Below are 13,120 nucleotides of genomic sequence, written 5' to 3'. Positions count from 1 at the left end.
CGCGCTACAACGCCATCCCGCCGTCGATCGTCAGGCTCGAACCCGTCATGTATCCCGATTCGGCGCTCGCGAGCCACGCAACCAGCGATGCAATCTCGTCCGGGCTGCCGGCCCGCCGCAGCGGAATCAGCGGACGAATCCGGTCGAGGTGATCGGCCGTCATGTCGGTCTCGACCGGCCCCGGCTGCACGTTGTTGATCGTGATCCCGCGCGGTGCGAGATCGACGGCGATGCCCTTGACCATCACGGCCACCGCGGCCTTCGTCATCGAATAGACGCTCGACCCCGGATGTCCGCTGCGCACGGCCGTGTTGCTGCCGATCGTGACGATCCGGCCGCCGTGCGTCAGGTGCGCGGCGCCGGCCTGGACGGCCAGGAACACGCCCCGCACGTTGACCGCCAGCATCCGGTCGAGATCGTCGACGCCGACCTCGGCCACGTCGCCCAGCTTCAGGATGCCCGCATTGACCACGACGACATCGAGCCGCCCGAAGCGCCCGACCGCCTGCGCGACGGCCTGGCGGATCTCGTCCGCGTTCGCGCTGTCGGCCCGGATCGCCAGCGCGGCTCGCCCGTTCGCTTCGATCGCGGCAGCGGTTTCCTGCGCGCGCTCGGGCGCCGAGACATAGGTGAACGCGACATCCGCGCCGTCCGCCGCGAGCCGCCGTGCGATGGCCGCGCCGATCCCGCGCGATCCGCCGAATACGATCGCGGCCTTGCGTACGCCGCCGGAAATGCCAGTCATGATTCGCTCCTTTATGGACTGATCAGTCAATAACTTGACAAAAAAACGCCGGCAGCCGTGCCGGCGCGTTGTGTTGCGTGTATTGGTATCAGCGCGCCCTGAGACGATCGGCCGCGAATTCCGCGGTCGTGCGCAACGCCTGCAGCTTCGATCCGGCACGTGCGCCGAGCTGGATACCTTGCATCGTCGTCAGGATGAAACTCGCAGCGTCGCGCGCATCGACCGCGCGGTCGATCTCGCCCGCCTCCTGCCCTTCGCGGACGCGCGCGACGACCTGCTTGTGCAGCATCGCACCCGCTTTATCGCGCAGCTCGGCCAGCTCGGGATCGGCCGTGCCGAATTCGCAGATCGCATTGACGCCCATGCAACCCAGCACGCGCTCGGCCGCGTTGCCGGCGATCACGCCGAGCAGCAGCGCCTCGATACCCGCGATCGCGGACGCCGGCGCCGTCAGGCGGGCGACGTGAGCCGACACGCTTTCCGACTGGTAGCGTTCGAGCGCTTCGACGTACAGACTGCGCTTGTCGCCGAACGCGTTATAGAGGCTCTGCCTGCCGATATGCATCGCGCTCAGCAGGTCGTCGGTGGACGTCGCGGCATAGCCCTTCTCCCAGAACACGCGCAACGCGCGCTCCAGTGCCTCGTCCCGATCGAATTCACGTGGTCTCACCATTGCCGCAGAATAGGCGTTATGGACAGAGCAGTCAATAAATAGATGTCGCTCCATCCCCATTTCGTCCATGCCCGCGTCAGGCACGGCCCTCTCCCAAGCGCTAAAATCCGGCGCCTGGGCATCCACGACGAGCAAGCGTTTTGACGGCGTTCGAGCAGGGTTTCATCCTTACCCGCCACTGGCGGGACACCGCATCCGGTATCGAGATCGAGTTCTGGCTGGCAACCGAACACGGTCCGCGCCGCGTGCGGTTGCGTCCGCAGGAAGCCGTCGCCTTCATCCCGGCCGAACAGCAGGCGCTCGCCGAACGCACGCTGGCCGGCGAACGCGAGGCGGAACTGCGCCCGCTCGCGCTGCGCGATTTCAGCCGGCGCCCGGTCGTAGGACTCTATTGCCGGCGCTATCGCCACCTGTCCGGGCTCCAGAAGCGCCTCGCGGCGGCCGGCGTCGACGTCTACGAAGCCGACGTGCAGCCGCCCGACCGCTATGCGATGGAGCGCTTCATCACCGCATGCGTCGAGTTTCGCGGCCAGCCCGCCCGCGACGGCACGCTGACCGGCGGCGAGCTGAAACCCGCGACCGGCTACCGCCCGGCGCTGCGCTGCGTGTCGCTCGACATCGAAACCAGCGTCCATGGCGAGCTGTATTCGATCGCGCTCGAAGGCTGCGGGCAACGGCAGGTCTACATGCTCGGACCGCCGAACGGCGATGCCGGCGCGAGCGCCGTCGACTTCCGCCTCGACTACTGCGATAGCCGGCCCGCGATGCTCGCGCGGCTGAACGACTGGTTCGACGAACACGATCCCGATGCGGTGATCGGCTGGAACCTCGTGCAGTTCGACCTGCGCATCCTGCATGCGCACGCGGAGCAATACGGCGTGCCGCTCAAGCTCGGGCGCGGCGGCAGCGTGCTCGACTGGCGCGCGCACGGCCAGCAGCCCGACCACTTCTTCGCGGGTGCGGCCGGCCGGCTGATCCTCGACGGCATCGACATGCTGAAATCAGCGACGTGGACGTTCCCGTCGTTCAGCCTCGAATACGTGTCGCAAGCGCTGCTCGGCGAAGGCAAGTCGATCGACAATCCGTACCAGCGGATGGACGAGATCCAGCGCCGCTTCGATCACGACAAACCCGCGCTCGCGCGCTACAACCTGAAGGACTGCGAGCTCGTCACGCGCATCTTCGACAAGGCCGACCTGCTGTCCTTCGCGCTGGAACGCGCGAGCGTCACGGGGCTCGCGGCCGACCGCACCGGCGGGTCGGTGGCCGCCTTCACGCACCTGTACCTGCCGCGCATGCACCGGCTCGGCTATGTCGCGCCGAACCTCGGCGACGTGACGGGGCAGAACAGCCCCGGCGGCTTCGTGATGGATTCGCGCCCCGGGCTGTACGATTCGGTGCTCGTGTTCGACTACAAGAGCCTCTATCCGTCGATCATCCGCACGTTCCTGATCGATCCGGTCGGCCTGATCGAAGGGCTCGCGAACCCCGGCGACGATGCATCGGTGCCCGGCTTTCTCGGCGCGCGCTTCTCGCGCACCGCGCACTGCCTGCCCGATATCGTGCGCCGCGTGTGGGAAGGCCGCGACGACGCGAAGCGGCAGCGCAACGCGCCGCTGTCGCAAGCGCTGAAGATCATCATGAATTCGTTCTACGGCGTGCTCGGCTCGACGGGCTGCCGCTTCTTCAACCCGCGCCTTGCGTCGTCGATCACGATGCGCGGCCACGAGATCATGCATCGCACGCGCAAGCTGATCGAAGCTCAGGGATACGAAGTGATTTACGGCGATACCGATTCGACGTTCGTGTGGCTCGGCCGCGCGCACGACGACGACGAAGCCGGCGCCAAGGGCCGCGCACTCGTCGAGCACGTGAACCGCTGGTGGCATGCGCACCTGCGCGACCAATTCGGGCTCGAAAGCGCGCTGGAGCTGCAGTACGAGCGGCATTACCGCCGGTTCCTGATGCCGACCGTGCGCGGTGCGGAAGAAGGCAGCAAGAAGCGCTATGCGGGCCTCGCGGCGACGGCCGACGGCGGCGAGGACCTCGTGTTCAAGGGGCTCGAAACGGTACGCACCGACTGGACGCCGCTCGCGCAGCAGTTTCAGCGCGAGCTGTACCGCCGCGTGTTCAGGCGCGAGCCGTACCAGGATTTCATTCGCGACTACGTGCAGCGCACGCTCGCCGGCGAATTCGACGACCAGCTCGTCTACCGCAAGCGCGTGCGCCGGCCGCTGCGCGAGTACGAACGCAACGTGCCGCCGCACGTGCGCGCGGCGCGGATCGCCGACGAATTCAACCTCGCGCAGGGTCGGCCGCTGCAGTATCAGCGCGGCGGCTGGATCAGCTACGTGATGACGACGGCCGGCCCCGAGCCGCTCGAAACGATGCGTTCGCCGATCGACTATGCGTTCTATCTGAGCCGTCAGCTTCAGCCTGTCGCCGATGCGATCCTGCCGTTCCTGCGGGACGATTTCGAACGCGTGATCTCCGGGCAAGGGCAGTTGTTCGGCGACTGACGGAACGATGACGCGCCGTACACGCGTCAGCGCAGGCGTCGCATCCCGCTTCCGCGCGACGTCGATCTCCATCGCGTTCCGTCCGCATCACGCACTCTCACTCATTCTGGAACACAGCTCGCCAGGAATCGCCATTTATCAGGCCGATCCGGGTTCCTAAACTTGCCTCGTCGGTTCAGCAAACCGCAACGAAATCGTCTGAGGAAACCGTGAAGCCCATCATCGTCGCCATCGCCACTATCGCCCTTCTCGCCGCACCGGCCGCGTCGTACGCGCAGTCGTCGCATTCGACGCTCACGCGCGCGCAAGTGCGCCAGGAGCTGCTCGACCTCGAATCGGTCGGCTACGAGCCGGTCGCCGGCGACGGCGACAACTATCCGGGCGACATCGTCGCCGCGCAGGAACGCCTCGCCGCCAAGCGCGTCGCAGAACGCAAGAGCGCGGAAGCCGCCTACGGAGCGAACGGCGCACTGGGGACGGATTCGGGCGCGCCGACGGCCGCGACGATGAAGCGGTAACGCGCCGCAGGCCGTTTCGGGGGCGCGCCCGTCCAGCTAAAATACCGGCCTGCCGCGCGTCCCGCCGCGGCCGGAGGATTTCAATCATGACCGCACGTCGCGGTGCCGCGGTCGCCATCGCGCCCGGCCACGAGACAGCCAGCCTGTCGAAAGCCCAGAAAACGTTCAATACGCTCGTCGAGCAAATCGAAAAGCGTCGCGAGCGGCTCCGCGCGTGGGACGCCGTGGTACCGGCGTTCCAAAAGAAGTTCGTCGACGTTCTGTTGCCGCTCGAACAGGAAGCGACGGCGCTGCGCATCCGGCTGATCCATCTGCTCGACGACGCGTTTCTGCGGAAGGGCCTGAGCAAGGCCGAGCAACGCACGCTGTCCGGGTTGATCGCCGATATGGCGGGCGATTTGCCGAACCTGAGTGACGACCCGGCGTTGAAGATGATTTACGACCGGCATGTCGAATCCGACCACGTCGGCCACGCAACGGCCGCTCCCGAGCCGACGAAACCGAAACGGGAACCTGAATCGCAACCGCCCGAGGATCTCGACTCGCTGTCCCCCGACGAACTTGCCGAGCGGATGCAAGCCGAACTCGACGCCCAGTTCGAGCGCGACATGGCCGCTCACGCGGCCCGCGAGGCGCAGCGCGCGAAGCGCAAGAAAGCACCGAAGCAATCGGCCGCGCAAGCCCGGATCGAAGCCGACCGGGCCGAATCGAGCAAGTCGATCCGCGAGATCTATCGCAAGCTCGCGAGCGCGCTGCATCCCGACCGCGAAACCGATCCGCACGAGCAGCAACGCAAAACCGTGCTGATGCAACGGGTCAACCGTGCCTACGAAAAGGGCAACCTGCTGCAATTGCTGGAACTGCAGCTGGAAATCGAACAGATCGACCGGCATGCGATCGACGGCCTCGGCGAAGCGCGGCTCACGCGCTACAACGGCATCCTGGAGGAACAGTTGCGCGAGCTCGATCAGGAGATCGTGCACGTCGAGAACGATTTCAGGGGCACGTACGGCATCGCGCCGTCCACCAAGGTCGCGCCCGATACCGTGCTGCGCATGCTAGCGCGCGACATCGCCGGCATGCAGCGCGGCAATCAGGACCTGACCGTCGCGCTGCGCGAATTCGAGGATCCGGACAACGTCAGGCGCTGGCTGAAGGACATGAAGCGTCGACCCGCATCGTCAAGCTTCGACGACGAGCCGTTCTGACGAAACGACGGCACGCACCTGCACGGCGTTCCCTCACCGCCCCTCCCCCATCCCGCCCATCAGCGCCATCAACTGCTCGCGCAGCCACCGGCTGCCCTGATCCTGATCGGCGCTGCGATGCCAATAGCAGAAATAGTCGAGCCCCGGCATCTCGAACGGCAATTCGAGAATGCGCGCCGGATAGCGTTGCAGCAGCCGCAGCGGCGCCGTCAGCGCGAGATCGCCGCGCATCGCGATCAGCGGCGCGACCATGTAGTGCTGCACGCGCATCTGGATGTTGCGGCGCAGCCCGAGCCGCGTCAGTTCCGCGTCGACGTGCCCGCTGCCCTTGCGGCGGCTCGATACGTGGATGTGGCCCATCGACAGGTAGTCGTCCATGGTCAGCGTATCGCCCTTGAACGGGTGATCGTCGCGGATCATGCACGCGTAGCGGTCTTGCACGAGCAGCGCCTGGTGCAGGTGCGGATCGCCGATCAGCGGCGCGTCGATCGCGATGTCGACCGAGCCGTTCGCAAGCGCGGTCGCGACTTCGCGTCGATCCATCGTATAGCTGCGTACGTGCATGCCGGGCGCATGCGTCTGCAGCAACTCGCCGAGCGCCGGCAGCAGCAGTGCTTCGGTCAGGTCGCTCATGCTGAGCCGGAATACGCGCTCGGACGAAGCCGGATCGAACACGTCGCCTTCGTGCGCGCTCGAATCGAGCAGTTGCAGCGCCTCGCGCACGCGGCCGACGATGTTCTCGGCCATCGGCGTCGGCATCATCCCGGCCGGCGTGCTGACGAACAGCGGATCGTTCAGCGTCTTGCGCAGCCGCGCCAGCGCGTTGCTGACGGCCGGCTGCGTGAGGTTCAGCACCTCGGCCGCGCGCGTCAGGTTGCGCTTGTTGTAGATCGCCTCGAATACGACGAACAGGTTCAGATCAATCTTCGAAAGGCGCATCGCCGGATCTCCTTGCCGAGATCTTACGGCGGGCGCCATTCGTTCGTCCACGTCGCCCCGCTCAGCCGCGCGGCGGCGGCGTCAGGTACGGCGCCGTTGCACCGGGCTCGCCGTCCTTGATCTCCATCCGTGCGATCGCCTGCAGGTGCACCTCGTCCGGGCCGTCGGCGAAGCGCAGCGCGCGGCCCCAGGTCCACAGGTCGGCCAGCGGCGTATCCGGGCTCAAACCCGCTGCGCCGAATACCTGCATCGCGCGGTCGCACACGTCCGTGTAGACGGTCGGCACGAGCGCCTTGATCATCGAGATTTCCTTGCGCGCGGCCTTCGCGCCGACCTTGTCGATCATCCACGCGGCCTTCAGCACCAGTAGGCGCGCCTGGTCGATCTCGATGCGCGAGCGCGCGATCCATTCGCCGACGGTACCGTGCCGGTTCAGCGGCTTGCCGAACGCGACGCGCGACTGCGCGCGGTCGATCATCAGCTCCAGCGCCAGCTCGGCCGCGCCGATCGAACGCATGCAGTGGTGGATGCGGCCCGGCCCGAGGCGCGCCTGCGCGAGCGCGAAGCCGCTGCCCTCCTCGCCGAGCAGGTTGCGCGCCGGTACGCGCACGTTGTCGAACGTGATCTCGCAGTGTCCTTCCGGCGCGTGGTGATTGACCACCGTGATGTTGCGCACGACCGTCACGCCCGGCGTGTCGCGCGGCACGAGAATCATGCTTTGCTGCTGGTGCGATTCGGCATCGGGATCGGTCTTGCCCATCACGATGAAGATCTTGCAGTTCGGATGCGCGGCGTTCGTGATGAACCATTTGCGGCCGTTGATCACGTACTCGTCGCCCACGCGCTCGATACGCGTCGTAATGTTGGTCGCATCCGACGACGCGACGTCGGGCTCCGTCATCGCGAACGCCGAGCGGATCTCGCCGCGCAGCAGCGGCAGCAGCCACTGTTCGCGCTGCTCGGGCGTCGCGAACATGTGCAGCAGCTCCATGTTGCCGGTGTCCGGCGCGTTGCAGTTGAATACTTCCGACGCCCAGCTCACGCGCCCCATGATCTCGGCAAGCGGTGCGTATTCGAGGTTCGTCAGGCCCGTGCCCGGCTCGTCGTCCTTCAGGTGCGGCAGGAACAGGTTCCACATCCCTTCCGCTTTCGCGCGCTCCTTCAGCTCCTCCATGAACGACACCGGATACCGGCCCGCGTGCACTTCGTCGTTCCACTGGCGGATGCGCGGCACGATGTGCGCGTCCATGAACGCGCGCACACGTTCGCGCAGCGCTTCCACTTTCGGGGTGTAGCCAAAGTCCATGATCGACTCCTCGAGATTGTCGTGATCCGTTCGTCCGGTTCAGAAGGCCGAGACGCCGCCGTCGACGGCGACGGCCTGCCCGGTCAGATAGGTGTTTTCCTTCGCGCACAGCATCAGCATCGCCGCGACGACTTCGTCGGGCCGGCCGAGCCGCTTCATCGGCGAGCCCTTTGCGAGAAAATCCTGGCGCTCGCCGATATCGCCGTCGGTGACCATCGGCGTCGTGCTGTAGAACGGGCACACCGCATTCACGCGGATACCATGGCGCGCGTATTCGAGCGCGGCCGTCTTCGTGAGCCCGACCACCGCATGCTTCGACGCCGCATACGCGGCCAGCTTCGGCGCACCGCCGAGCCCGGCCATCGACGCGACGTTCAGGATCACGCCTTCGCGCTGCGCGAGCATCTGGCGGATCTGATGCTTCATCCCGAAGAACACGCCTTTCGCGTTCACCGCGAAGCTCAGGTCGAGATCGGCTTCGTCGGTGTCGATCAGTGCCTTCATCGGCGGTGCAATGCCCGCGTTGTTGATGCCGACGTCGAGCCGCCCGAAACGCGCGACGGCGTCATGCACCAGTGCTGCGACGTCCGTTTCGACACGCACGTCGCAGCGCTGCGCGAGCACGTCGGCGCCGGCCGCGCGCAGCGGTGCGGCCACGCGTTCGAGCGCCTCACCGTTCAGGTCGCCGAGCGCGAGCCGCGCGCCCATCGCGGCGAGTTCGCTCGCGAGCAGCGCGCCGAAGCCGCTCGCGGCGCCGGTGATCATCACGGTCTGGCCGGCATAGCTGTCGAGTTTCATCGCGTGCTCAGATCGTCAGGCCGCCGTCGACGACGATGCATTCGCCGTTCGTGTAGCTCGCCGCGTCCGACACCAGATACAGCACGGTGCCGGCCATTTCGCGCGGCTCCGCGTGGCGGCGCAGCGGGATCTTCGTCATCCACGCTTCGTAGATGTCCTTGTCGGCGAACAGCGCACCCGCGAACTTGGTCTTCGTGAGCCCCGGCAGCAGCGCGTTCACGCGGATGCCGAGCGGCCCGCATTCCTTCGCGAACGCCTTCGTCATGTTGACGACGGCCGCCTTCGTGATCGAGTAGATGCCTTGCCGGTCGCCCGGCTGCAGCGCGTTCACCGACGCCGTGTTGACGATCGCGCCGCCGCCGTGCGTCTTCATCAGCTTGCCGGCCTCGACCGACATGAAGAAGTAGCCGCGGATGTTCACGTCGACGGTCTTCTCGTACGCGGCGAGATCGGTATCGAGGATGTGCCCGAAATACGGGTTCGCGGCCGCATTGTTCACGAGGATGTCGAGACGGCCGTGCTTGCCGCGAATGTGCTCGAACGTCGCGGCGATGTCCTCCAGACGCCCGACGTGGCACGCCAGCGCCTCGGCGCGGCCGCCCGCGGCGACGATCGCATCGGCCACGGCCCGGCAGTCGTCGAGCTTGCGGCTGGATACGATCACGTGCGCGCCCTGCTGCGCGAGCAGCTTCGCGATTTCCTCGCCGATGCCGCGGCTCGCGCCCGTCACCAGCGCGATCTTGCCCGTCAGGTCGAACAGGTTCGTTGCCATGTTGCTGTGCTCCTCCATTGATTGGGATGTCGTGCCGCCGCGCGGCGATCGTGGCGCTTCGCGGCGACGTCAGCGATGCGCGTCGATCACGCCGACGGCCATTTCGGCCAGCCGGCCGGCCATTTCGCCGACGCGCAGCGCCTGCTCGCTCGATGCATTGCCCTGCAGCGCGCGTGCCTTCACGCCCTGCGCGATCGCCGCGAGCCGGAAGAAACTGAATGCGAGGTAGAAGTGCCAGTCGCGGATCGGCGCGATGCCGCGCAGCTCGCAGTAGCGCGCGACGATCGCCGCTTCGTCCGGAATGCCGAGCGCCGCGCGATCCTGGCCCGCCAGCCCGCGCACCTGCCCGCCGGACGGCAGCCGCAGGCACATGCAGAAATACGCGAGGTCGGCGAGCGGGTTGCCGAGCGTCGACAGTTCCCAGTCGAGCACGGCCTGCACGCGATAGCCGTCACGCGCGAACATCAGGTTGTCGATCCGGAAATCGCCGTGCACCAGCGCCGGCCGGCCCGTGTCCTCGGGGCACGCTTTGGGCAGCCAGTCGATCAGCGTCTCCATCGCGTCGAGGCGCCCGGTTTCGGCCGCGCGATACTGCTTCGTCCACACGCCGATCTGGCGTTCGAAGTAGTTGCCCGGGCGGCCGTAGTCGGCGAGGCCCACCGCGTCGGCATCGACATCGTGCAGCGCGGCCATCGTCTGCAGCAGCGCGTCGTAGCAGGTCGCGCGCTCGGCCTTCGGCAGTTCCGGCAGCGCGGGATCCCAGAAAATCCGGCCATCCTCGAAACTCATCACGTAGAACAGGCTGCCGATCACATCGCGGTCTTCGCAGAGGTGATACGGATGCGCGACCGGCACCGCGGTACCCGACAGTGCGCTCAGCACGCGGAATTCGCGGTCGACCGCGTGCGCGGATTTCAGCAGTTCGCCCGGCGGCTGGCGGCGCAGCACGTAGCGGCCGCTCTTCGCCTTCAGCAGGAAAGTCGGATTCGACTGGCCGCCGGCAAACTTCTCCATGTCGACCGGGCCTTCGAAGCCCGGCACGTGCGTTTCCAGATAACGCGTGAGGCGGGCTACGTCGAGTTGCGGGGAAGGGTTCGTCATCGTCGCGATCGTTCGTGGGTCAGCCGTAGGTCCGCAGCGCATGTCGTTCGGGATCCTCCAGATGCGGGATGCCGTTGAACGACGCGAGGTGGAACGCGTCGGCGTTGAAGAAAAACTGCGAAAGACTGCTGTTGCGGATCTGCAGGTTCAGCGCGATCGCACTCGACGGCGGCGCCGCGAGCACCTGCTGCACGGTGACCGCGATCGGGCCGCCGGAGCTCACGGCCAGCACGCGCTGGCCGCCGCCGTGGCGGATCGCGGCGCGCGCGTCGGCCACGCGCTGCTGGAAACTGGCCCAGGTTTCGGGGGCCGCAGCGCCGAGCTTGTCTTCGGTCCACAGGTGCAGCACCTGCCGCAGCGCGCGGAAGTGTTCCTTCATCGAGCCGGCCGCGAGCCGCGCGATCTCCGGGTAGTCGCTGGCGGCTGCCGCGAACAGCCCGTGGAAATCGTATTCGTTCAGGCCCGGATGGCGGTCGACCGCGACGCCTTCGCGGCCCATCCCGCGCAGGATCGCGGCGACCGTCTGCGCATGGCGGTTCATCGTGCCGCAGATCACGCGGTCGAACGTCAGGCCCTGCCGCGCGAAGTATTCGCCGAGCCAGACGCCCTGCTGGTCGCCCGCAGCGGAAAGCCGGTCGTAGTCGTCGGTGCCGAACGACGCCTGCCCGTGCCGTACCAGAAAGAGTTCAGCCATTGCGCTCGCCTGAGGAAAACCGAAGGCCCAGCATAGCGACCGGGCATACATTTTTGAAATTTATTTTCTGAATCGATCGGTATTCATCGCATGAATTTACGGAATTCGAACAATGCGCTTGCACCGACTTTCACCGGCACCCGCGTCGCGGCACGCGAATTGCGTCGGCGCATACCGTGTCGAATAAATCCAGGAGGGATGCGATGCTCGGTACGATCCTCATCATCGTTCTGATTCTGCTGCTCATCGGAGCATTTCCTTCATGGCCGCATAGCCGAAGCTGGGGTTATTGGCCATCGGGGACCGTCGGGCTGATCGTCGTCATTGTCGTGATACTGGTACTGCTCGGTCGCATCTGAGTACGGACGCGCGTGCCGCTGGATGGGCACGCGCGTTCCGATCCGGCGTGCCGATCCGGCGTTCCGATCCGGCCGCCGTGTCTTCTTTACACGCGAAAGTAAGCCGTAAAGGAAAGCCCGCCCACACCGCCCGTGTGACCCGCGCTTATTCGCGCGTCCATCCGTTCTCGTAAAGCTGGCCCGCCAGCACGCCGAGGCGCGACGCGAGGATGTAGTTCTCGCCATCCTCGATCAAGGCCGAGCGCACGTCGCGGAACAGCTTCTCGATCGGGAATTCGCGCGTGGTGCCGTTGCCGCCGAACAGCTGGAATGCCTCGTGCGTGATCTTCATCGCCTCCTCGGTCACGCTCACCTTTGCTTGCGCGGTCGCATACGGATGGCTTTGCGGCGACATCCGCGAGAACGCGAGGCTGCGGCGCGCGATCGCGCGCGCCATCTCGAGCCGGCGCAGCATCTCGCCGATGCGCAGGTGCGTCATCTGGTGATCCATCAGCAGCGCGCCGCCCTGCTTGCGCTCGTGGCAATACGCGAGCGCCAGTTCGAACGCGGCCCGCGCCGCCCCGACGAACACCTGGCACATGTGCGTGCCCGCATACGACCACGTCGATGCGAGGTTGCCGAGATAGTCGTCCTTCAGCGCGACCGCGAAGCGCTTCGGCACCTTCACGTTGTCGAAATAGATCTCGCCCTGCGGCAGCGCGCGCTGGCCGATCTTGTCGAGCGGCTTGCCGCGCGACACGCCGGGCAGATCGAGCGGCAGGATCATCGCGATGCCGTTCGTGAACGCGCTGCGCTCGCCTTCGCCATAGAAGCCGTCGCCGTAGTCGGCCGCCATGTACGCGAGCGCGACCTGCGCGACCGAGCCGTTCGAGATCCACGCCGAGCTTTGCCCGTTGATCACGATCTCGTCGGCGCCGACCTTCGCGGTCACATTGCCGACCGGCTGCCGGCCATTCCCGGCGAGCTCCTGCCGATACAGGATCGCCGCATCCGACCCGCGATCGGGCTGCGTGTTCATCCAGCAGCCGACCTTGCCCGCGCACATCTCGATCAGTTCGGCGTTGCCGACCGTGTGCGCCATCATCAGCGGCATCGTGGCCGCGCCGATCGACACGGCGAGGCCCGAATCGCCCCAGCCAAGTTCCTCGCCGATCAACGACTCGATGCGCACGGCTGTCTCCGCCGGAAACTGCGCGATCAGTTGCGGATCGAGCCCGAGCTTCGCGCTCTCGACGATCGCGGCCCAGTACGGCGAGCCCGGGGCGATCACGTCCTCCGCCGTCATCCGGTCGAGCTCGCGGCCGATCGGCCGCAGCACATCGCGCGCAAAACGATGAACCGTGTGCTGGATTGCGCTTTCCTCTTCGCTCAGCGGCGTCTCGAAGCCGGTCATGCCGACCGCGGGCAGCGCCGCGGACTTGTTCAGACGAATCATCTCCGTTCTCCTCCTGGACTCGAATCATGTCGGCCCGGCAGCGGATGCGCCCG

The 13,120-nt window shown here is 66.6% G+C and carries 13 protein-coding genes; 4 read left to right on the top strand and 9 right to left on the bottom strand.

The window, feature by feature from the left end; translation table 11 throughout:
* Window positions 1–4: 4 nt before the first annotated feature.
* Entirely contained in the window at window positions 5–745 is a 741-nt protein-coding gene (locus WT97_RS04015; protein ID WP_179949744.1) for an SDR family oxidoreductase, read from the bottom strand.
* Between the two features lie 88 nt (window positions 746–833).
* Window positions 834–1,544 carry a TetR/AcrR family transcriptional regulator gene (locus tag WT97_RS04010; RefSeq protein WP_257128448.1) on the bottom strand — a complete coding sequence of 237 codons (711 nt, stop codon included), beginning with the start codon at window positions 1,542–1,544 and terminating at the stop codon, window positions 834–836.
* Window positions 1,545–1,558: 14 nt separating this feature from the next.
* Between WT97_RS04010 and WT97_RS04005 the strand changes: the two genes are divergently transcribed.
* The 3 genes from WT97_RS04005 (at window position 1,559) to WT97_RS03995 (ending at window position 5,663) form a co-directional block, all read left to right on the top strand.
* A complete protein-coding gene (locus WT97_RS04005) occupies window positions 1,559–3,937 on the top strand; it encodes a DNA polymerase II (RefSeq protein ID WP_060352898.1) in 2,379 nt (792 codons plus the stop codon).
* A gap of 209 nt (window positions 3,938–4,146) precedes the next feature.
* A complete protein-coding gene (locus WT97_RS04000) occupies window positions 4,147–4,455 on the top strand; it encodes a DUF4148 domain-containing protein (RefSeq protein ID WP_060352897.1) in 309 nt (102 codons plus the stop codon).
* Window positions 4,456–4,541: 86 nt separating this feature from the next.
* Window positions 4,542–5,663: a J domain-containing protein gene (locus WT97_RS03995; protein ID WP_060352896.1), complete on the top strand. Its 1,122-nt coding sequence runs from the start codon at window positions 4,542–4,544 to the stop codon at window positions 5,661–5,663.
* Between the two features lie 33 nt (window positions 5,664–5,696).
* Here the strand turns inward: WT97_RS03995 and WT97_RS03990 are convergent, their stop codons facing one another.
* The 6 genes from WT97_RS03990 to WT97_RS03965 all read right to left on the bottom strand — a co-directional run bounded on the left by WT97_RS03990 (window position 5,697) and on the right by WT97_RS03965 (window position 11,273).
* Window positions 5,697–6,602: a LysR family transcriptional regulator gene (locus WT97_RS03990; protein ID WP_060352895.1), complete on the bottom strand. Its 906-nt coding sequence runs from the start codon at window positions 6,600–6,602 to the stop codon at window positions 5,697–5,699.
* A gap of 61 nt (window positions 6,603–6,663) precedes the next feature.
* Entirely contained in the window at window positions 6,664–7,908 is a 1,245-nt protein-coding gene (locus tag WT97_RS03985) for an acyl-CoA dehydrogenase family protein (protein WP_060352894.1), read from the bottom strand.
* 39 nt (window positions 7,909–7,947) lie between these two features.
* Window positions 7,948–8,706: an SDR family NAD(P)-dependent oxidoreductase gene (locus tag WT97_RS03980; RefSeq protein ID WP_060352893.1), complete on the bottom strand. Its 759-nt coding sequence runs from the start codon at window positions 8,704–8,706 to the stop codon at window positions 7,948–7,950.
* Window positions 8,707–8,713: 7 nt separating this feature from the next.
* Window positions 8,714–9,478, bottom strand: coding sequence for an SDR family oxidoreductase (locus WT97_RS03975; protein ID WP_059503657.1), 765 nt, complete (start codon window positions 9,476–9,478; stop codon window positions 8,714–8,716).
* 69 nt (window positions 9,479–9,547) lie between these two features.
* Entirely contained in the window at window positions 9,548–10,579 is a 1,032-nt protein-coding gene (locus tag WT97_RS03970) for a phosphotransferase (protein ID WP_060352892.1), read from the bottom strand.
* Between the two features lie 19 nt (window positions 10,580–10,598).
* Window positions 10,599–11,273, bottom strand: a complete 675-nt coding sequence (locus WT97_RS03965; RefSeq protein WP_060352891.1) for a histidine phosphatase family protein — start codon at window positions 11,271–11,273, stop codon at window positions 10,599–10,601.
* A 203-nt stretch (window positions 11,274–11,476) separates the two neighbouring features.
* On the opposite strand from WT97_RS03965, the gene WT97_RS32115 reads away from it, so the two are divergent.
* Entirely contained in the window at window positions 11,477–11,632 is a 156-nt protein-coding gene (locus WT97_RS32115) for a DUF3309 family protein (RefSeq protein WP_034185249.1), read from the top strand.
* Window positions 11,633–11,777: 145 nt separating this feature from the next.
* Here WT97_RS32115 and WT97_RS03960 read toward each other — a convergent pair whose 3' ends face one another.
* The gene (locus WT97_RS03960) at window positions 11,778–13,067 is read right to left on the bottom strand and encodes an acyl-CoA dehydrogenase family protein (protein WP_059503649.1); all 1,290 of its coding nucleotides are present in this window, start codon (window positions 13,065–13,067) and stop codon (window positions 11,778–11,780) included.
* Between the last annotated feature and the right edge of the window lie 53 nt (window positions 13,068–13,120).

Origin of the sequence: Burkholderia sp. MSMB1459WGS, from assembly GCF_001534535.1 — a bacterium.
Lineage (GTDB): Bacteria > Pseudomonadota > Gammaproteobacteria > Burkholderiales > Burkholderiaceae > Burkholderia.
Note: the sequence above shows the minus strand (reverse complement) of the source record. Positions and strands in the feature narration are given on the sequence as shown.